The sequence below is a fragment of the Mangrovibacterium sp. genome, assembly GCF_041596335.1.
Taxonomy (GTDB): domain Bacteria; phylum Bacteroidota; class Bacteroidia; order Bacteroidales; family Prolixibacteraceae; genus Mangrovibacterium.
Genome location: NZ_JBFHIT010000073.1, coordinates 1 through 19691, shown reverse-complemented (window position 1 = coordinate 19691; position 19691 = coordinate 1). Strand labels below are relative to the sequence as shown.

The window sequence follows — 19691 nt, the reverse complement described above, 5'->3', positions numbered from 1 at the left end:
TTACTGCGCCTTGCCAATTATCAATAATTGTTATTTATCGTACTCTACTTCACTTCTTCAAAGTCAACATCTGTTACTTCGCCATCCTGAGCGGTTTTAGATGAAGACTGAGCGTCGGGTCCGGCTTGTGCTCCGGCGTCGGGTCCAGGTTGACCGTTAGGCTGAGCGCCTGCGTTGTACATTTCCTGAGAAGCAGCCTGGAACACTTCGTTCAATTCGGCCATCGCGGTATCAATTGCAGGAATGTCCTGATTTTTATGTGCTTCTTTCAGTTTATTCAAAGCAGCTTCAATTGGGCCTTTTTTGTCAGCCGGCAATTTATCACCAAATTCCTGAAGTTGCTTTTCCGTTTGGAAAATCAAGCTATCGGCCTGATTCAACTTGTCGACTTTTTCTTTTGCCGCTTTGTCAGCATCTGCGTTGGCTGCTGCTTCATCACGCATGCGTTTGATTTCGTCGTCGCTCAAACCGGAAGATGCTTCGATTCGGATTGACTGTGACTTGCCTGTTGCTTTGTCTTTTGCACTTACATGCAGAATACCATTGGCGTCAATATCAAAAGTCACTTCAATCTGCGGAACACCGCGACGGGCAGCAGGAAGACCATCCAGGTGGAAGCGGCCAATTGTTTTGTTGCCGTTTGCCATTGGGCGTTCACCTTGCAACACGTGGATCTCAACTGAAGGCTGATTGTCGGCAGCAGTTGTAAATGTTTCCGATTTTTTAGTTGGAATGGTTGTGTTCGCTTCAATCAATTTTGTCATTACACCACCCATTGTTTCAATACCCAACGACAGTGGAGTAACATCCAACAACAACACGTCTTTCACTTCACCCGTCAATACTCCACCTTGAATAGCAGCACCTACAGCAACCACTTCATCAGGGTTTACACCTTTCGAAGGAGCTTTGCCAAAGAATTGCTGAACTTTTTCCTGAATAGCAGGAATACGAGTTGAACCACCAACCAAAATTACTTCATCGATATCCGATGCTGACATTCCGGCATTCTGCAGTGCTTTACGGCAAGGCTCAATCGTTGCATTAATCAAACTGTCAGCCAATTGCTCGAATTTGGCACGGCTCAGCGTTTTCACCAAGTGCTTTGGAATGCCATTAACCGGCATAATATAAGGCAGGTTGATTTCTGTTGAAGTAGAACTTGAAAGTTCAATTTTTGCTTTTTCGGCAGCTTCTTTCAAACGTTGCAAAGCCATTGGATCCTGACGAAGATCAATACCTTCATCTTTCTTGAATTCGTCGGCCAACCAGTCAATAATTACCTGGTCAAAGTCGTCACCACCTAGGTGAGTATCACCATCGGTTGATTTCACTTCAAATACACCGTCACCGAGCTCCAATACTGAAATATCGAATGTACCGCCACCAAGGTCGAATACGGCCACCTTCATGTCTTTGTGCATCTTATCCAAACCATAAGCCAATGAAGCGGCAGTAGGCTCGTTGATAATCCGACGTACAGTCAAACCTGCAATTTCGCCAGCTTCTTTAGTCGCCTGACGTTGCGCATCGTTAAAATAGGCCGGAACAGTAATAACAGCTTCTGTCACTTCCTGTCCCAAATAGTCTTCAGCCGTTTTCTTCATTTTTTGAAGCACCATAGCTGAAATCTCCTGAGGAGAATATTTACGATCGTCAATCTGAACACGAGGTGTATTGTTGTCGCCTTTAACTACGGTATAAGGAACACGTGAAATTTCTTTCGTAACACCAGAGAATCCTTCTCCCATAAAACGTTTGATTGAAGAAATCGTTTTTGTTGGGTTCGTGATCGCCTGACGTTTAGCAGGATCACCTATCTTACGTTCTCCATTTTCAATAAAAGCAACAATGGAAGGAGTTGTTCTTTTTCCTTCGCTGTTTGGAATTACAACAGGCTCGTTACCTTCCATTACGGCAACACAAGAGTTCGTTGTTCCTAAGTCGATTCCAATAATTTTTCCCATCTTATCTATAGTTTTTAATTTATTTCCAAATGTTAATTATCAATTACAGTCGGCTTTATTCAATCATTATGCCAAGGGCCAATAGGTCATTCCGAGTGAAATATTGGCACAATTGAACGGAATTTAAAAAACCAGCCTGACAGAATTGGTGACAAAACGACATAAAACCAAGGCAAAAACGAGATTGCTATTTTGATGCCGAGACATTCGATAAAAGTTACTTACTTTGCAAATTGAAATAAAGTATTTACAAAATGTCAGTACATAAAGAAGTTAAGCGTGTCACCACGCATGTTTTATCTGAAATGAAACTGAAGGGTGAAAAGATCTCGATGCTAACCAGCTACGACTATAGTATGGCCAAACTGGTTGATCAAGCGGGAGTTGATGTGATTTTGGTTGGCGATTCGGCCTCGAATGTCATGGCCGGAAACGAGACAACATTGCCAATGACTCTGGACAACATGATCTATCACGGAGCTTCAGTCCGCAAAGCGGTGAACCGCGCGCTGGTTGTTGTCGATCTTCCTTTCGGAACCTACCAGGGAAATAGCAAGGAAGCTCTTTCATCGTCGATCCGGATTATGAAAGAAACAGCTGCCGATGCCGTGAAACTGGAAGGCGGAGCTGAAGTCATTGAATCGGTTCATCGGATTTTGACCGCCGGAATTCCGGTTATGGGTCACCTTGGATTGATGCCACAATCAATCAATCGTTACGGAACCTATTCGGTGCGTGCTAAGGAAGAAGATGAAGCCATTAAACTGATCGAGGATGCCAAATTGCTGGAAGAAGCCGGTTGTTTTGCCGTTGTGCTGGAAAAGATCCCAGCAGCTTTAGGTCAAAAGGTTGCCGAAACATTGCGTATTCCGGTCATTGGAATCGGCGCCGGCAACGGAGTCGACGGACAGGTGTTGGTTATTCACGATATGCTGGGAATAACGCAGGAATTCTCTCCCCGCTTTTTGCGTCGCTACCTCAACCTGGCCGACGAAATTAAAGGAGCGGTTGCTCACTATGTTGCCGATGTCAAATCGAAAGATTTCCCCAACGAACTCGAACAATACTAACAACAGACATGAGTAACGGGAAACGAGTGCTGCAAAATGGTAAATTCTGCAACTCGAAACTTGAAACTCGAAACTCAAATCGGAATGCAAGTAATATACGAAGACAACCACTTGATCGCAGTTAATAAGGAATGCGGCGAAATCGTGCAAGGTGACAAAACCGGCGACGAATGTTTAATTGACAAGGTGAAAGCCTTCATTAAGAAAAAATACAACAAGCCTGGCGATGTTTACCTGGGTTCGCCACACCGGCTCGACAGGCCAACCAGTGGCATTGTTTTATTTGCCCGAACCAGTAAAGCGTTGGTTCGCTTAAACGAAATGTTTCAGGATAAAGATGCGATCAAGAAAACCTATTGGGCTGTAGTTGACGTATTGCCCGAATTGGAAGAAGGCACACTGGAGCATTATATATGGAAAGACGAAGCTAAAAATAAGAGTTTCGCCTCGACAAAACAGAAAAAAGGTTCGCGCTTCTGCAGTCTGTCATACAAGCACATGGCCAGCCTGAACCGCTTCCATATGTTGGAGATCGATTTGCAAACCGGCCGCCACCATCAAATTCGTGCTCAGTTGCACACCATTGGATTGCACATTAAAGGTGATTTAAAATATGGTGCTGAGCGAAGTAATCCAAACGGAGGAATCCATTTGCATGCGCGCAAACTGGAGTTTTTGCACCCGGTAAAAAAGGAACCGGTAAAAATTGTAGCCCGTCCGCCAAAAGGTGATCCGATTTGGGACGAACTGGTATTAATTAAAGACCTGCAAGATTAGTTTTTGCAACTCATAAAAAAGACTTCGGTAATCTATTGCCGGAGTCTTTTTAGTTTATGCGAATCGATGAAACTCTTGTCACATAGCCTGCGATGTTTGATGCAAAATCAAAATTTGTTATTCCCATTAGTCAACGAATTGCCATTGAAACTCAGTGGAAGTAAACTTTCAACATCATTCAATATCTCGATGTTATTGCGGCTGTCCAGAATAATACGGATGGGTTCTTTAAACCGGTGTTCACTTTCGAGCAACGCTTGCCGACAGATACCGCATGGACTCAGATGCAATGCTCTGTTTCCCGACTGATCGACTGCTGATATCGCAATGGCTTTCACGGCTGAATTTGGGAAATTTGCATTGGCCCAAAACAGCGCGGATCGCTCGGCACAAACACCAGCAGGCGTGGCCGCGTTTTCCTGATTACTTCCTTTAACAATCTGTCCGTTGTCCAAAATTAAGGCTGCACCAACTTTAAATTTAGAATAAGGAGCATAGGCCGTTTCCGCGATCTGGCGGGCTGCCAAAACTAATTCACGATCAGTTGTTATTAACTCTTCCAAATTTTCATATCTGGTTACCAATATTTTGATTTCTTTTGTTTGCATACAGTGGAAGCGTTTTTATTCAAAAATACAGTTTTATCTTGTATTTGCGCACTAGCCGGATTTTTCCGGCGTTTTATTATCTATTGAAAACAAGAAAACTATGATCAGGAAAATTTGTCTGTTTATTTCCCTATGCTCACTTGCGACAGTTTGTTTATCCCAACGGGTAACGACCCGCGAAGAATATATTCTACAATACCGAACATTGGCCGTTCACGAAATGCAGCGCTGCGGAATTCCCGCCAGCATTAAGCTGGCTCAGGCCTGTCTCGAGTCTGGTAACGGCAACAGCGAGTTGAGCCGAAAATCGAATAACCATTTTGGCATTAAGTGCAAAAGCACCTGGCAAGGCAAGCGGGTTTATCACGACGATGACATGCGTAATGAGTGTTTCCGTCACTACAATTCGGTTGAAGAATCGTTTATTGACCACTCCAACTTTCTGATGGCCAACCCGCGTTACGGCGACCTCTTTCTTCTCGATATTACCGACTATAAAGGATGGGCTCGCGGACTTAAAAAAGCCGGTTATGCCACCGCTTCTCACTATGCAGAGTCACTGATAAAAATTATTGAAGACCATAAGCTCTATCAGTATGATAATGTGCGAAATGAAGCACAAATCAATTTGGTAGCTACTGATAATAAACCGCATCATTCAAAAAACCTGATCAATCCCTACCAATCCAGAAAAGTAGTTTTGCGCAACGGCTTAAAATCGATTGTGGTAAAAGCCGGCGACACGCCCCAAAGTATTGCCGATGAGTTCGGCATTAAAATATGGGAAATCTTCAAATACAACGACCTGCCGGACAACCACCGACTACAGGTCAACGAAATCCTTTATATTGTTCCGAAAAGGAGCAAGGCGCTTCGGAACTTCAACACTCATGTATTCGAATCGGATGATACGATGCATTATTTGTCGCAACGCTACGGGGTGCGGCTGAAGCGACTTTACCGCCTCAACCGGATGCGCATTGGCGACCGTCCGGCTAAAGGAACAGTTATTTACCTGCATGATAAAGCACCTCGCTAAATAGTCACAAAAGCGAAATCCAAATCATAAAAAAGGCTGACTCCGGTATACTGAAGTCAGCCTTTTATATTGTGTTTCGAGTCTGATTATACGATTCGATATTGTTCAAAATCGTGAACACCCCGGAGGAAATCGGCTGTTGCCATACGCTTTTTCCCCGCTAGATGTAAGTCACTTATGATTAACCAACCATCGGAAGCGGCAATTTTCAAGTAAGTTTTGCCATCCGTATCCAAAGTTCCCGGGGTCAATCCCTCTTTTAGTTCAATCCCGGCGCTGTAAATCTTCATCCCCAATTCCTTCCCTTTGGCATCCAGAATCGCAGTCCAGGCTGCGGGATAAGGCGACAAACCCCGAATCAGGTTCCGAACCTCAACGGCCGGCTTATTCCAGTCAATCTTGCAGTCGTCTTTAAAAATTTTGGGAGCCGGCTTCAGTTGTTTCACGGCTATTTCATCCTGCTCAACAACCGAATAATTACCTTCGGCCAACGCGTCCACTGTTTTCACGACCAACCCGGCACCAATGTCCATCAGCCGATCGTGAATATCTCCCACATTATCATTCTCGCCAATCGCTATCTTTTCCTGGAAAAGAATGGCTCCGGTGTCAATTTCATGCGACAGCAGAAAGGTTGTTACACCCGTTTCGGTTTCACCGTTGATGAGCGCCCAATTTAAAGGAGCAGCACCTCTATACTGTGGCAGCAACGAACCATGTAGGTTGAAGGTGCCCAAACGAGGCATACGCCAAACCGCTTCAGGCAACATGCGGAAAGCCACAACAACCTGCAAATCGGCTTTCAATGCTTCCAGTTCGTTAATAAAATCGGGGTTTTTAAGCTTTTCGGGTTGCAGCACTCGCAAGCCGTTTTCTTCGGCATACTGCTTAACAGCCGATTGTTGCAGCTGACGTCCGCGCCCGGCGGGCTTATCGGGTGCTGTTATCACACCAACAATAGTATAGCCTCCGTCAACCAAAGCTTTTAAACTCGCCACTGCAAAATCTGGCGTTCCCATAAATATGATTCGTAGATCTTTCCCGGTCATTGTGTAGAATTTTTCACAAAGATAGGCTTCTGACAGAATTGAACAGTAAAAGCCAACAGCAAAAAGGGAAAATAGCTGGCACCCGCGAACGAGTTTTTTTATCGCGACTTGTTTTTTTAACTCCGAAATCTTACAAAAAATTCTGATTCAGATATTCCTGGAATTTTTCTTTATACTGATCGCTGACCGGGATGTAGGTTTTACCAAAAACGATTCGACTACGTTCAATCACTTCAATTTTATTCAGGTGAACGATAAATGATCGATGTACCCGCATAAACTCATCGGCAGGTAATTTTTCTTCCATGGCTTTCATTGAGCTAAGCGACAAAATCGGTTTTTCCTCGTGCGCCAGGAAAACCTTCACGTAGTCTTTCAGCCCTTCAACATAGAGAATATCATCAAAATTGATACGGCGAATTTTATATTCCGACTTCAAAAATAAGAACTGACTATTGGCTTCAACAGAGGTCGCTGCCCCTTGCTCCAGATCAATCAGTTTTTTTGCTTTCCCCGCGGCCTGCAAAAATTCCTGATAGCTGTACGGTTTCAGAAGATAGTCAACGGCATTCAGTTTATAGCTCTCCACCGCGTATTTCTCGTAGGCGGTGGTAAAAATCAATTTCGCCTGAGTATGCTGAACCCGGGCGAACTCAACTCCGGAGAGATCGGGCATCTGAATATCAAGAATGATCAGATCAACCGTAGTTGTTTCAAGAAACTCCATGGCATCCAACGGATTATCGAACTCACCAAGCAACTCCATATACGGAGTTTTTTCTACATAGCTCGAAAGCAGTTTCAGTGCCAAGGGCTCATCGTCGATTGTAATGGTTCTGATTTTCATCGGTCTCGGTTTCTTATTCAAATTAAGGTTCTGCAATTCCCATAGGATTCCGAATCTCTTTTATAGGATGCAGAAACGCATGGAACGCGCAAAAACAGTCATTTCGTATTCGTAAGGGTTGACTGTCATCGGTCATTTCATACCATTATTTTTTCGCAATCGATCTCCAATCTCACCTTAAACGTATCGTTTGTTCTACTTATCGTCATTTCGTGCGAATCGGGATAAATCAGGCTGAGGCGCTTTTTCACATTCTCCAGTCCAATTCCGGAATATTTCGATTCGCCTTCGGCTGTGTTTTTTCCAATACTGTTGCGAGTTTCGAACACGATGTTTTTTTCATTCACTTCCATTTTGATGTGAATGAAAGAAAGGTCGCGATAACTGATTCCGTGTTTGAAAGCATTTTCGATAAACGCGATGAACAGCAAGGGTGGAATTGTAATTTCGGGCACCCGCTCGGGCAACGAAATCTGCAGCTCAACCTTATTGCTGATCCGCAGCTTCATCAAATCGATGTAATGGTTCATAAAATTAATCTCATCGCTCAATTTTGAATTGCCATCTTCTGATTCGTAGAGCAAATAGCGCATCAGCTTCGACAGCTTTAGCACGGCTTCCTGTGCCTCGTCGGTATCAATTCCGATCAGCGAATAAATATTATTAAGCGTATTGAAAAAGAAATGCGGGCTAACCTGCCCTTTCAAAAAAGCCAATTCCGTTTTCAGTTTTTCTTTCTCCAACTCTTTCCGTTCTTTCTCGTTTTGACCTAACTTCTGGATCAACCCCAAGCCCATTGAAAACCCACAAATAAGCACCGAGGTGAAAAAGTAATTGAAAACGCGAAACTGATGGATTGGTGGTCGAATATCATCCTCTCCCTTGTTCAATTCATTCATAATTCGATCCATCAACTTTTCATGTTCGGGATCGAAAAAAACAGTGTCGTTCACATAATTCATAATGAAATACAACACAACAATCAGAGTTGAAGCGAATAAAAAATATTTCAATTTATTTTCGCGAAAGAAATAGCGGGGAACCAACCATAAATAATTCAAATAAAACAGCGTTCCGTAAACACTTGCATTAAAATAAAACTGATTGAGAAAGTGTGAATCATTGCCTCCTCCGTAATTATTAATCAGATAGCGAGGGATGAAAACCATAATAATCCACCCCAGCGCGTGGAGTAATACTGTGAGCCGGTTGTTGGAGTGAAGCTTAAATTGCATGAATTGAGACATTGAAATGATTTTCAAAGATAAGTATTTTGAAGAGGCGTAAAAATACACCGGCAATCACACTCGCGCATCATTGCCGGGTAGCTTTTATTCGTATCGCAACGCATCAATCGGGTTTAGTGCAGCCGCTTTTCGTGCCGGATACCAGCCGAAGAAAACACCAATAGCCGAACACACGAGAAAAGAGAAAATAACGGCTGACATCATGATGACAACCGGCCAGTTCATAAAGGTTGAAACCGCATAGCTCGCCAGCAACCCAAGCATAATTCCGATTACTCCACCAGAGATACTGAGCAAAATAGACTCGACGAGAAACTGGAACATGATATCACTTCCTCGGCCTCCCACCGACATACGCAGACCAATTTCCTTTGTTCGCTCGGTAACCGACACATACATGATATTCATGATACCAATACCACCAACCAGAAGCGATATTCCGGCAATAGCTCCAAGTAATGTGGTCATCATATCACTAATAGAGGTAAAAGTTTGCACTAGTTCCGATTGCGACCGAATCTGAAAGTCATCGGGATCACCTTCTTCTAATTTATGCGATTTACGCAAACTAGCTGTCATTTGCTCAATGGCCGCGTCGTTCATATCCTCGGATACAGCTGACGCGTAGATGCCTTGAATGTATGAGACAGACAACAGGCGTTTCTGCACCGTTGTGTAAGGAGACAACATCAAGTCATCCTGATCCTGCCCCATGGCATTTTCACCCTTCTCACCCAAAACGCCAATCACCTTGAAGGGGATGCTGTTGAACCGGATGGTTTTACCAATCGGATTGGCATTCTCTCCAAACACTTCTTCAACAACGGTCTGCCCCAGAATAACAACCTTGGCGTAAGTTTCAACTTCCCTTTCGGTGAATAGCCTGCCGCTTTCCATGGTTAGCTTGCGAATGTCTAAATAAGCGGCGTTAACACCATACAAGCTAGTTGGCCAGTTATTGTTACCCACCACGACTTGCCCGCTTGAACGAACTTGTGGAGAAAGCGCGCTAACGGCCGGAACATCCTTTACCATTGCTTCCATATCGCTCAGTTTTAGATTCTGAGCATCCGAATTGCCCAACATCACCCCACCACGTTGTTCCGAAGCCGGCGTAGCAAAAACCAGGTTGGTTCCCATATCAGCCATCTGCTCCTGAATACTCTGTTTCGAGCCCTGACCGATTGCCAGCATCGCGATAACCGAAGCCACACCGATGATGATGCCCAGCATGGTTAGAAAAGCCCTGAACTTGTTTCGTCGCAACGCATTAAAAGCAATTTTGAATGTATTTGTGTAATTCATGATGATTCGTTTTAAATTTGATCCTCGGCAACCGGCAACTCCAACAACATTTGGGCTGCCCGACGCCTGTCGACCACTTCTTCTTCGCTAATAATGTGTCCGTCACGAAAAACAACATTACGTGTCATGAACTGAGCGATATCCGGCTCGTGTGTTACAAAACCGATTGTCTTTCCTTGTTCGTTGAGCTTTTGAAACAAAGCCATAATTTCGTATGAAGTTTTGGTATCGAGGTTTCCGGTTGCTTCATCAGCCAGAATCACCACGGGGTCGTTTACCAGCGAACGGGCAATGGCAACCCGCTGCTGCTGACCTCCTGAAAGCTGATTGGGCATGTGATCCATTCGATCTTGCAACCCCACCAGCTCCAGAGCGTGCTGAGCGCGTTCCCGACGTTCCTTCGAGCGTACTTTGGCGTTGTAATACAAGGGCAGTTCCACATTCTCCAGAGCGGTAGTACGGGGTAGTAAATTATACGACTGGAAAACAAACCCCAGCTTTTTATTGCGTAAGGAAGCCAACTCATTTTTATTCAATTTCCCCATACTGATGCCATCGAGCAAATACTCACCGGCAGTAGGCTTGTCCAAACAGCCCAAAATATTCAACATGGTAGACTTTCCTGATCCACTGGCTCCCATGATGGCGACGAATTCTCCTTCTTTAATTTCCAGGTTGATCCCCTTCAACGCCCGAACTGTAATCTCACCCACCTGAAAGTCCTTTCGTAGGTCTTTCACTTCTATTATTGTTTTTCGTGTATCCATAGCTATTTATTATTTTCTGTTTTGTCCGGGACGTGTTGGCATAAAAGGACTTTTTGCGGCACTCTTCGCTTCTGAAACGCTTAATGATTTCATACTGACAACCACTTCATCGTGTTCGCTCAATCCACTTAAAACCTCATAGAAAGTTTCATTTGTTTCGCCCAGTTTTACTTGATGCATTTTCAACTCTGTATCGCTTTTCACCCATACCAATTTAAGATCGTCATTTTTAGGCTGAGGTTTTAGGTCAACTTCTATTTCCGGGTGATTTTCAGCGTATTCCAACGCCAATTGTTCATCCAATTTAAAGTTGAGCGCTTTGGCCGGCATCAGGACGATATCCTTCAACTCGGTTACAAAAAACTCCACACTGGCTGTCATTCCCGGCATCAACTTCTTATCCGGATTTGGCGCGTCAATCACAACAGTATAGGTAATTACGTTTGAGCTTTCAACCGGCTCCAACCGAATTTGGATCACAGAACCTTCGAATACTACCCCCGGATAAGCGTCCACTGTAAAATCGACCCGCTGACCTAAGGAAACGCGACCTATGTCGGCTTCATCCACACTGGCTTCAACCTGCATACGGGTGAGGTCGTTGGCAATGGTAAATAACGTTGGAGTACTGAAACTTGCTGCAACTGTCTGGCCTTCATCGACTGCGCGATCGAGAATAATTCCGTCAATCGGTGAGTAAATACGTGCATAGTCGAGATTGATTTTATTTTTGTTGTAGGCCGAACGAGCACTGGCCAAGCTTGCAACCGCATTGTTGTAGTTGTATTCAACCAGGTCGAAATCCGATTCCGCGATCAGCTTCTTATCTTTCAATGCTTTGTATCGCTCATAGGTGGCCGACTGATATTTCAGGTTCGCTTCGGCCTGGTCAACCGTAGCTTTACTTTGATCCAGAGTAGCACGCAGCGACGTTTCGTCTAACTGAGCCAGCAATTGACCCTTTTTCACAACCGAATTGTAATCCACAAAAATTTTCTCGATCACTCCCGAAACCTGCGTACCTACCTCAACTGTTTCAACAGCCTCGAGTGTTCCGGTGGCTGTAATCAACTCGTTAATATCTCCCCGAACAACCGGGGCAGTTTCCAGCGACACCTGCCCTTGCGATGCACCAAACACGCGCATTGCCAAAACGCCGGCAGCCACAACAACCAGTCCTAAAATGGTATAAATAATTTTCTTTTTCATCTGCTGTATTTTTTATATGATTCCTTGTTTAAACTTTAACTCCGCAGGCTATAAGCTAAGAGGGATCCCCTTGTAAAAATCCAAAATTTTATAGCTGAAGATGAGCTGGTACTTCGATTGAAGCAATTGACTTTCGGCCGTTATCAGTAGATTTTTTTGATAGAGAAAATCCACCGAATTGATTAATCCCTGATTAAACTTTTCATTCGCGACATTCATAGACTCGGTTACCGATTGGAAATTCTCTTCATTCGCTTCGAATTCAATCTGAGCTGATTGCACATCCAATGCCGCTTGCTCTATTTCTTTCCGCAGGCTATTCTGTGTATCGAGGGCAGTTAGCTCGGCATTGGAGACGGCAATTTTGGCCAACCCAACACTGGTTTTTGCCTGTTTACGTTGAAAAATAGGAACCGACAAACTTAGTCCAACCGACGGAGTGACCTGATCTTTAAGTTGCTCAGTATAATTAAATCCACTGAGTGAACTGGAGTATCCGGTGCTCAAGCCGGCACTTAGCGAAAGGGTTGGCAAATACGAAGCTTTGGCAATTTGTTCGTTCAGTCGTGCCAGTTGCATATCGCTTTCAACCATTTTTATCTGAGGACGAATTTGCAACGACTGCTCAAAAATACTGGATGACACCGGCTGCAGATTTTGGTTGAGCATTTGACTCAACTCGGGCGACTCAATCTCAAAATCAGTATCTGAAGGTAGCTCCATCAGCTGCATCAGATTAAGCCGGGCAATGCCAAGGGTGGTTTTCGCGTTGGCCAGCGCCAATTTTTCCGAAGCCAACTCCGACTTAATCTGGAGTAAGTCCGACTGAGCTATCAGACCAAGATTCAGCCGTTCCTCGGCCAACTCCAATTCTTTTTCAGTCGATTCAATCTGGCTTTGGGCATTGCTTACATTTTCCTGTGCATACAACACTTGTAAAAAGTAATTCAAAACTGATATTTGAACCGACTCCTTGATGGTCTCCGTGTTGTAAGTACTACTTTTCAAATCCAGCTCAGCCAGTTTAATCTCGTTATTTAACTTATTGCCATTATACAATATCACGCTCGAGTTCAATCCGTAGTCGCTACTGTTGTCGTTTCCCAAACTTCCAAAGCTGGCAGTTTCACTGTCATAATCTTTGCTCCAGAAAAAATTTTGGCTGGCCGATGCACTCAGATTGGGCAATTTGGCAGCCTTGGCCTGTTCGCTGTATAATTGATTTTGGTCGATGGATAATGCTGACTGCCGCACCTGTATGTTTTGCTGTATAGCGTAATCGATGCAGTCGTTAAGCGACCAGGGTTTGGTTTGCGCCTGTACTCCGACCAAAGAGCTGATGCACAAAATACTAACCATGACTAATTTTCTTCGATTCATTTTTCCTTAACTTGATGATTTGACTCCAAAAGTATTCGGCATCGTACTGTAAATAAAAAGCAATCGAAGTTTGGGAGGATTCTATCGACGTTTTGCCCGATTTCATGCCGATAAAAATTCGACGATTGAAAACAAGAGACTACTTCAGCTCAAATTAAATGGCATTTTCACCTCGTTTGAAAGGAAATATTTCATTACTCTTTCAAAACAAATTGCCTCGTTATTCCTTTCTGTATATAGAAAAAACGACTAAAGGCGGGAACAAATTTATCTTGCCGACATTCGAAGAGATTACTATTTTGCAAACGAATAATTCAATCACTTAACAGAAACAAATATGCCTCAGACTTTTTACCAACAATTGCTGGAAAACAACAAGAAGTGGGTTGCTGAAACGCTGAATGAAGACCCGGATTTTTTCAAGAAGCTGGCTAAAGGTCAAAAGCCTCCTCTACTATGGATTGGTTGTGCCGACAGCCGGGTTCCAGCCAACGAAATTATTGGGGCAGTTCCTGGTGAGGTGTTCGTTCATCGTAATATTGCCAACATGGTTGTCCACACGGACATGAACATGCTTAGCGTGCTCGACTATGCCGTGAGTGTTCTGAAAATAAAGCACATAATTGTTTGTGGACATTACGGTTGTGGTGGCATTCATGCAGCAATGGGCAACAACTCGTTTGGATTAATCGACAACTGGATCAGGCACATTAAAGATGTGTATCGCTTCCACCGGAAAGAATTGGATGACATAAAAGACGAGCACAAACGCTTCGACCGCTTTGTAGAGCTGAACGTAATGGAGCAGGTTTTCGGGCTGGCGCGAACCTCTATAGTTCAATCGGCATGGAACAACAATCAGGAATTAACAGTGCACGGCTGGGTTTATGGTGTTGACAGTGGAATTGTTAAAGACCTGGAAGTGAATTTCAGCAGCAACGAACAAATTGAAAAAGCATACCAATTGAATTTTTGATCGACATTCGTTGATATGTGGGCTCCTGTTGAACTGGATCGAATTTGGTTTCATGCCGGAATTTATCGGCTTCAAAAAATGAAGCAAGCTACTCGCGCAAAACAACTTTCACCATCGCAACACTAACATGTAGCGATGGCTACCATCCAAGAAACACCATACCGGCACCGCTGACAAGAATAACGGCACCAGCCAGTAAATGAATGTACCGTTCCTGATGTTTGAATTTCACCAACGAACTTCCTTTGTGCCCCAAATAAACCGTTAACAACATGGTTGAAATAGTTGCTAACGCAAAGAACAGCGTGATTAGCAACATCCCACCAACGCTGTGGGTGTACGCCGGAAAAATCAATAAAGGGATCAGAACCTCGCAAGGCCCAAAAACGAAAATGAGGAATAAAATCCAAGGGGTTAGATTGATATTTTTTGCCTCCTGCTCATTGGTTGGCAGGTGATGATGCCGGCGAACCTTTTTCGGCATTAAGAAAGCAGGCAGATGTGCATGGTGAGCATTTTTCATGTACTTGTAAATTCCATAAAAAGTATAGGCCAAACCGAACGCAAAAAGCAACCATCCGACTATTTCACCTCGAAACGCCTCAATAGATTCCAACCTGCCAAGACTGGCTCCGAGCGCAATGCCCACCATCCCAATTAGCACCGAACTGCCAACATGGCCAATTCCGGAGAAGAAGGTAATCCACATCGTACGGGTTGTCGACCAATTACGCGCTTTACCAATTACGATGAACGGCAAATAATGATCGGGCCCCAGTATGGTATGGATAAAGCCCAGCGAAAATGCTGTAACCGATAACAAAAGCAATTCATCCATTTTACAAATTATTTATGAGCGAAGCCTGGCAGGCCGCCCCAAAACCATTATCAATATTGACAACACTCACCCCACTGGCACAGCTATTCAACATAGACAGCAAAGCCGACAATCCCTGAAAATTAGCACCGTAGCCAATACTGGTAGGCACGCCAATCACCGGTTTATTCACCAGCCCGCCAACCACACTGGCCAACGCCCCTTCCATACCGGCCACCACAATAATGACTCGCGCGTTGCGAATTAGTTCCAGCTTATAAAACAGGCGATGAATACCAGCAACGCCGACATCATACACCGATTCAACTTTATGCCCCAGAAAACGAGCTGTCTCAACAGCCTCCTCGGCCACCGGCATATCGGAGGTTCCGGCAGCCACAACAACAATATACCCCTGGGTATTTTCCTGCTGACTTTTCCGATACACAATGGTTTTTGCCAACGGATTATAAACTGCTTCGGGAATAACCTTCAGCACCTCCCTGTACATTTCCCCGGTAGCACGCGTGGCAAGCACATCAATTCCGTTCTGATGCATCCGTTCAGCAATTTGAGCCACTTGCCCGGGTGTTTTGCCCGACGCGTAAATAACTTCGGGCAAGCCGGTACGCCGCTCCCGGTCGGTATCGATGGTTGCAAAACCCATTTCTTCAATGCCATGTTTGGGCAAATGCTCCAAAGCTTCGGTAAGGGTTATCTCACCATTTTTATATTGTTCCAAAATCGTTTTAGGGCTCATCCTTCCAATTGATTTATGACCATTCTTTCAACTTCGCGGAGGGTGATTCCATTCTCCAAAGCCAGACGTTTGCAATCATCGGCTTCGGGTTTCGATTTCAACAACCGCCCCTGATAATAGCTTTGCTTCACCCGAACTTTTCCAAGATTGATCTCAACCTCAATTTCCTGTCTGTGCAGCATGTGTTTCTTAATCCTTCGCTCCCGAATACCGAGCGATGTGCTGTGTGTGAAGACGATTGTTTTAACCTGCTCAACCGTTTTCGGCCCGCAAAGCACTGAAAGCATCACTGCCGGCCGCGATTTTTTCATGATAATTGGCGTCAACCACGCGTCGCTTGCTCCAGTCTCAAAAAGTTGGTTTAATATGAAATCGTAATGCTCGGGGTTCATATCATCGATATTACTTTCGAGCAGCACCGCCTCAACGGTTTCCACATCTGTTTCAGCCGAGTGGTCGTCCAACAAATACACCCGGAGCACATTTGCAACCTCCGCGTCTCGATTGCCAATTCCGTAGGCCGTTTTGGCGATCGGTAAATCAATCTGGGTTGAAAACTCATCAACCATAGCTGCTAAAATGGCAGCTCCTGTGGGGGTTGTCGCTTCGTGATTTACCAACCCGGCTTTAACGGGCAACCCCTCAACAATTAATGCCGTCGCGGGAGCCGGAACTGGCATTATCCCGTGAGCACATTTCACGGTTCCGCCGCCCAGTTGAATGGGCGAAGCCATTACTTTATCCACTTTCAGCCAGTCGAGACAAATGGCCGCGCCAACAATATCAGCAATGGAGTCGAGCGCCCCGACTTCATGAAAATGTACTTTTTGAATCTCGATGTTGTGTACTTTAGCTTCGGCTTCGGCAATCAATCGAAAAATTTTCAACGCATTGGTTTTTACCGCGTCAGACAAGCTGCTATTGTTCACAATTTCTTCGACATGTCGCAAATGACGATGCTTTTCATTGTCCGGATTTTCGATAACCACATCCGCTTTGATTCCGGTAATTCCTCGCCGCTGATCGGTTTTTACCTCGAGATGAAATCCTTCAATATTCAGTTTTGAAAGCTCATTTTTCAGATACCCGGCATCAACACCCAGATCAATCATGGCACCCAGGTTCATATCGCCACTAATGCCGGCAAAACAATCGTAGTATAGTATTCTCATGGATTTTGTTCTTCAGTTTTTTCGTGTTTGAATTCGAACGGTTTGAAATATCGACTATTCCGGCTTGGGTTGAATACCGGCAATAACCCGATTCAATTTTCCGGAGACCAGTCCCTCCCGGTCAATCTTCACCTCTGGAAAACCGATCGATTTAATCCGGCTCGCAACTTCGCGTTCCTGTTCAAGCAAACGGGAAATTTCGGTTTGTTGCACTTCAACCTGCGCGTAACTGCCATAGTGCCGAACCCGGACATCATTAAAACCCAGCTCGTTGAGAAAATCCTCGGCGGCTTCAACCTGCTGAAGTTTTTCGCGGGTAACTTGCTGATTATATGGGATTCGCGAACTCAAACAAGGACTTGCAGGCTTGTCCCAATTAGGTAGTTTAAACATCCGGGCCAACTCTCGGATCTCTGCTTTGCTCACCTTACAATCAACCAGAGGCGAGCGGATTTCGTATTTTGCAGCAGCTTGCAAGCCAGGCCTGTAATCGCCTAAATCATCGAAATTGGTTCCGCTAAGTACCTCAAAACCCGGAAACTTATTCCGGATCAACTGCAAATCGTGGTATAAATGTTCTTTACAGAAATAGCAACGGTTCTCCGGATTCCGACTGTATCGTTCATCTGTGAGCTCCGCCGTTTTTATCACTTCCAATTTTATATCGAATTCGTCACAAAAACTTTGCGCCAGTTTAAAATCCTTGCTTTTAAGACTTTCCGAGTTCGATATCACCCCGATGGCATGTTCTTTCCCCTGAAATTTCCGGGCCAGAAATAAAACCAAAGTTGAATCAATTCCGCCTGAAAAAGCGACGATTGATCCCTGCTGAGCAGCAAACCACTCTTCCAGTTGTTGTAGTTTATCTTGAAGTCGACTATTTCCCATTATTCATTTAATTATAATCGTGTCACCATTTCACTCATTGGTGCTACCTTAAAAACAAGTTTACTAATAATTTCCCAATTCTCACGGAACAATGCCTCAAAAATAAGGATGCGCCGAAGAAAATCGTCAAAGACCAACCATACATTCACTTAAATACCAAGACAAAACGCAATCTATAAAACACAACCATCGAAAAACTAAAATTGAATCCGGACACCAACTTGCGTCGGTCGTGCTTGCATCCGACTGTGCCAAACAAAAAAAAAGCTACCCGGGTATTCCGGATAGCTTTCGCTTATTGATTATATTTTTTAGCCAGATCGGGCCTTAATTTTCGATTTCCTTTTTGAGCTTTCGGATCGTACGGACAATGCTTGCATCCGTTCGAACAACAGTAACCCCGTTTTACCAGGTAGCTCTCTGTCATCACCCGATATCCATCTTTATTTAAATAGAAGTCGACTCCCTCAACCGATTCATCGTAGCTATCGGAAAAAAGTCCATCAAACATTCCCATACCGACTAGTCGTACTTAAATCGTTGAAGAAAGTGCCCCATTCGGTCGCGTTTGGTTTTCAGGTAAAACTGGTTGTACTCATTCGGTTCAACTTCCAAGTTCACTATTTCAGCTACTTCCAGTCCATACCCTTCAATTCCAACCCGTTTCACCGGATTATTCGTCATCAGCCTCATTTTCTTCACACCCAAACTGCAAAGAATCTGCGCACCGACACCATAGTCACGTTCGTCGGCTTGGAAACCAAGGTGGATATTTGCTTCAACAGTATCCATTCCTTCGTCCTGCAGTTTATAAGCGGCAATCTTATTCATGAGGCCAATTCCACGACCTTCCTGCATCATATAAATAACGACCCCTTTCCCTGCTTTTTCGATCAGTTGCATCGCTTTATGCAACTGTTCTCCGCATTCGCATCGCAATGATCCAAAAATATCACCGGTCATACACGATGAATGCATCCGAACAAGTATTTCTTCATTCTCGTCCCATGTACCTTTAATTAGCGCCACATGCTCGACACCGTTTGACTTTTGGCGGAAAGGGATAATGTTAAAATCGCCATACCTTGTGGGCATTACTACTTCTTCACCGCGATCAATTAAACTCTCTTTGTCCAGCAAGTAGGCAATCAGGTCTCTAATTGAAACGATTTTTAAATCGAAGCGTTTGGCTACTTCCATTAACTCGGGCAAACGAGCCATGCTTCCATCTTCGTTCATGATTTCGACCAAAACCCCCGCAGGTTGCAATCCGGCCAAACGAGCCAAATCAACGGCCGCTTCTGTATGGCCGGCACGACGAAGGACGCCTTTATTTTTCGCTTTCAAAGGGAAAATATGACCGGGACGGCCCAATTCTTCCGGTTTGATGTTCGGATCAACCAGCGCTTGAATCGTCTTCGATCGATCGCTGGCGGAGATCCCGGTTGTGCAGCCGTACCCAATCAGGTCAACAGAAACTGTAAACGGTGTTTCGTGCGAGGAGGTATTTTTACCCACCATCAGTTCTAGTTCCAATTCTTCACATCGGCTTTCGGTTAATGGCACACAAATAAGTCCTCGACCGTAAGTCGCCATAAAGTTGACTTTTTCGGGAGTCATTAATTCTGCGGCGGCAATAAAGTCACCTTCATTTTCACGATCTTCATCATCGACAACGATCACCAAATCACCATTTTTTATGGCTGCGATCGCTTCAGCAATTGTATTTAATTTGAACTCGGTCATTATAATTCGTTGGTTTTCAAAATGCCGCTGCAAAACTAAGGATTTTTATCGATATTTAAATGACTTT

Annotated in this window: 19 protein-coding genes; 4 read left to right on the top strand and 15 right to left on the bottom strand. The window is 44.4% G+C overall.

The genetic code is table 11. The features are described 5' to 3' along the window. Positions 1-44: 44 nt before the first annotated feature. Positions 45-1967 carry a molecular chaperone DnaK gene (gene dnaK / locus ABZD21_RS18010; RefSeq protein WP_372776518.1) on the bottom strand — a complete coding sequence of 641 codons (1923 nt, stop codon included), beginning with the start codon at positions 1965-1967 and terminating at the stop codon, positions 45-47. A gap of 254 nt (positions 1968-2221) precedes the next feature. Here dnaK and panB point away from each other — a divergent pair, with 254 nt between their 5' ends. Further along, positions 2222-3037, top strand: a complete 816-nt coding sequence (panB, locus tag ABZD21_RS18005; RefSeq protein ID WP_372776517.1) for a 3-methyl-2-oxobutanoate hydroxymethyltransferase — start codon at positions 2222-2224, stop codon at positions 3035-3037. A gap of 84 nt (positions 3038-3121) precedes the next feature. After that, the gene (locus ABZD21_RS18000) at positions 3122-3814 is read left to right on the top strand and encodes an RluA family pseudouridine synthase (RefSeq protein WP_372776516.1); all 693 of its coding nucleotides are present in this window, start codon (positions 3122-3124) and stop codon (positions 3812-3814) included. A gap of 107 nt (positions 3815-3921) precedes the next feature. On the opposite strand, the gene ABZD21_RS17995 is transcribed toward ABZD21_RS18000, so the two are convergent. Next, a complete protein-coding gene (locus tag ABZD21_RS17995) occupies positions 3922-4422 on the bottom strand; it encodes a cytidine deaminase (RefSeq protein WP_372776515.1) in 501 nt (166 codons plus the stop codon). A 100-nt stretch (positions 4423-4522) separates the two neighbouring features. Between ABZD21_RS17995 and ABZD21_RS17990 the strand changes: the two genes are divergently transcribed. Further along, positions 4523-5461 (top strand): glucosaminidase domain-containing protein, encoded by a 939-nt coding sequence (locus tag ABZD21_RS17990; protein ID WP_372776514.1) that lies wholly within the window; start codon positions 4523-4525, stop codon positions 5459-5461. Between the two features lie 86 nt (positions 5462-5547). On the opposite strand, the gene fmt is transcribed toward ABZD21_RS17990, so the two are convergent. The 7 genes from fmt to ABZD21_RS17955 all read right to left on the bottom strand — a co-directional run bounded on the left by fmt (position 5548) and on the right by ABZD21_RS17955 (position 13265). Further along, positions 5548-6510 (bottom strand): methionyl-tRNA formyltransferase, encoded by a 963-nt coding sequence (gene fmt, locus ABZD21_RS17985; protein WP_372776513.1) that lies wholly within the window; start codon positions 6508-6510, stop codon positions 5548-5550. 130 nt (positions 6511-6640) lie between these two features. After that, complete coding sequence (locus ABZD21_RS17980; RefSeq protein ID WP_372776512.1) at positions 6641-7357, bottom strand: LytR/AlgR family response regulator transcription factor; 717 nt, start codon at positions 7355-7357, stop codon at positions 6641-6643. Positions 7358-7494: 137 nt separating this feature from the next. Beyond that, positions 7495-8604, bottom strand: a complete 1110-nt coding sequence (locus ABZD21_RS17975; protein ID WP_372776511.1) for a sensor histidine kinase — start codon at positions 8602-8604, stop codon at positions 7495-7497. A gap of 84 nt (positions 8605-8688) precedes the next feature. Then, complete coding sequence (locus ABZD21_RS17970) at positions 8689-9909, bottom strand: ABC transporter permease (protein WP_372776510.1); 1221 nt, start codon at positions 9907-9909, stop codon at positions 8689-8691. 11 nt (positions 9910-9920) lie between these two features. Further along, positions 9921-10676, bottom strand: coding sequence for an ABC transporter ATP-binding protein (locus ABZD21_RS17965; RefSeq protein ID WP_372776509.1), 756 nt, complete (start codon positions 10674-10676; stop codon positions 9921-9923). 9 nt (positions 10677-10685) lie between these two features. After that, a complete protein-coding gene (locus tag ABZD21_RS17960; protein WP_372776508.1) occupies positions 10686-11885 on the bottom strand; it encodes an efflux RND transporter periplasmic adaptor subunit in 1200 nt (399 codons plus the stop codon). A gap of 48 nt (positions 11886-11933) precedes the next feature. Further along, positions 11934-13265, bottom strand: a complete 1332-nt coding sequence (locus tag ABZD21_RS17955; protein WP_372776507.1) for a TolC family protein — start codon at positions 13263-13265, stop codon at positions 11934-11936. A gap of 337 nt (positions 13266-13602) precedes the next feature. Here ABZD21_RS17955 and can point away from each other — a divergent pair, with 337 nt between their 5' ends. Continuing rightward, positions 13603-14241: a carbonate dehydratase gene (gene can / locus ABZD21_RS17950; protein WP_372776506.1), complete on the top strand. Its 639-nt coding sequence runs from the start codon at positions 13603-13605 to the stop codon at positions 14239-14241. 139 nt (positions 14242-14380) lie between these two features. Here can and ABZD21_RS17945 read toward each other — a convergent pair whose 3' ends face one another. The 6 genes from ABZD21_RS17945 to ABZD21_RS17920 form a co-directional block, all read right to left on the bottom strand. Further along, entirely contained in the window at positions 14381-15079 is a 699-nt protein-coding gene (locus ABZD21_RS17945) for a sulfite exporter TauE/SafE family protein (protein WP_372776505.1), read from the bottom strand. Position 15080: 1 nt separating this feature from the next. Next, positions 15081-15818, bottom strand: a complete 738-nt coding sequence (gene larB, locus ABZD21_RS17940; RefSeq protein ID WP_372776504.1) for a nickel pincer cofactor biosynthesis protein LarB — start codon at positions 15816-15818, stop codon at positions 15081-15083. Beyond that, positions 15815-16990: a nickel pincer cofactor biosynthesis protein LarC gene (gene larC, locus ABZD21_RS17935; RefSeq protein WP_372776503.1), complete on the bottom strand. Its 1176-nt coding sequence runs from the start codon at positions 16988-16990 to the stop codon at positions 15815-15817. Before larC ends, larB begins: the two co-directional genes overlap by 4 nt. 54 nt (positions 16991-17044) lie before the next feature. Continuing rightward, positions 17045-17878, bottom strand: a complete 834-nt coding sequence (gene larE, locus ABZD21_RS17930; protein WP_372776502.1) for an ATP-dependent sacrificial sulfur transferase LarE — start codon at positions 17876-17878, stop codon at positions 17045-17047. 295 nt (positions 17879-18173) lie between these two features. Continuing rightward, complete coding sequence (locus tag ABZD21_RS17925) at positions 18174-18395, bottom strand: DUF5522 domain-containing protein (RefSeq protein ID WP_372776500.1); 222 nt, start codon at positions 18393-18395, stop codon at positions 18174-18176. A gap of 5 nt (positions 18396-18400) precedes the next feature. Next, positions 18401-19624 (bottom strand): bifunctional 3,4-dihydroxy-2-butanone-4-phosphate synthase/GTP cyclohydrolase II, encoded by a 1224-nt coding sequence (locus ABZD21_RS17920; RefSeq protein WP_372776499.1) that lies wholly within the window; start codon positions 19622-19624, stop codon positions 18401-18403. Positions 19625-19691: the final 67 nt, after the last annotated feature.

What these genes read in the sequence shown, in the direction of transcription:
- dnaK (WP_372776518.1), bottom strand. Translation starts at nt 1,967, where the DNA reads ATGGGAAAAATTATTGGAATCGACTTAGGAACAACGAACTCTTGTGTT.
- panB (WP_372776517.1), top strand. Translation starts at nt 2,222, where the DNA reads ATGTCAGTACATAAAGAAGTTAAGCGTGTCACCACGCATGTTTTATCT.
- ABZD21_RS18000 (WP_372776516.1), top strand. Translation starts at nt 3,122, where the DNA reads ATGCAAGTAATATACGAAGACAACCACTTGATCGCAGTTAATAAGGAA.
- ABZD21_RS17995 (WP_372776515.1), bottom strand. Translation starts at nt 4,422, where the DNA reads ATGCAAACAAAAGAAATCAAAATATTGGTAACCAGATATGAAAATTTG.
- ABZD21_RS17990 (WP_372776514.1), top strand. Translation starts at nt 4,523, where the DNA reads ATGATCAGGAAAATTTGTCTGTTTATTTCCCTATGCTCACTTGCGACA.
- fmt (WP_372776513.1), bottom strand. Translation starts at nt 6,510, where the DNA reads ATGACCGGGAAAGATCTACGAATCATATTTATGGGAACGCCAGATTTT.
- ABZD21_RS17980 (WP_372776512.1), bottom strand. Translation starts at nt 7,357, where the DNA reads ATGAAAATCAGAACCATTACAATCGACGATGAGCCCTTGGCACTGAAA.
- ABZD21_RS17975 (WP_372776511.1), bottom strand. Translation starts at nt 8,604, where the DNA reads ATGTCTCAATTCATGCAATTTAAGCTTCACTCCAACAACCGGCTCACA.
- ABZD21_RS17970 (WP_372776510.1), bottom strand. Translation starts at nt 9,909, where the DNA reads ATGAATTACACAAATACATTCAAAATTGCTTTTAATGCGTTGCGACGA.
- ABZD21_RS17965 (WP_372776509.1), bottom strand. Translation starts at nt 10,676, where the DNA reads ATGGATACACGAAAAACAATAATAGAAGTGAAAGACCTACGAAAGGAC.
- ABZD21_RS17960 (WP_372776508.1), bottom strand. Translation starts at nt 11,885, where the DNA reads ATGAAAAAGAAAATTATTTATACCATTTTAGGACTGGTTGTTGTGGCT.
- ABZD21_RS17955 (WP_372776507.1), bottom strand. Translation starts at nt 13,265, where the DNA reads ATGAATCGAAGAAAATTAGTCATGGTTAGTATTTTGTGCATCAGCTCT.
- can (WP_372776506.1), top strand. Translation starts at nt 13,603, where the DNA reads ATGCCTCAGACTTTTTACCAACAATTGCTGGAAAACAACAAGAAGTGG.
- ABZD21_RS17945 (WP_372776505.1), bottom strand. Translation starts at nt 15,079, where the DNA reads ATGGATGAATTGCTTTTGTTATCGGTTACAGCATTTTCGCTGGGCTTT.
- larB (WP_372776504.1), bottom strand. Translation starts at nt 15,818, where the DNA reads ATGAGCCCTAAAACGATTTTGGAACAATATAAAAATGGTGAGATAACC.
- larC (WP_372776503.1), bottom strand. Translation starts at nt 16,990, where the DNA reads ATGAGAATACTATACTACGATTGTTTTGCCGGCATTAGTGGCGATATG.
- larE (WP_372776502.1), bottom strand. Translation starts at nt 17,878, where the DNA reads ATGGGAAATAGTCGACTTCAAGATAAACTACAACAACTGGAAGAGTGG.
- ABZD21_RS17925 (WP_372776500.1), bottom strand. Translation starts at nt 18,395, where the DNA reads ATGGGAATGTTTGATGGACTTTTTTCCGATAGCTACGATGAATCGGTT.
- ABZD21_RS17920 (WP_372776499.1), bottom strand. Translation starts at nt 19,624, where the DNA reads ATGACCGAGTTCAAATTAAATACAATTGCTGAAGCGATCGCAGCCATA.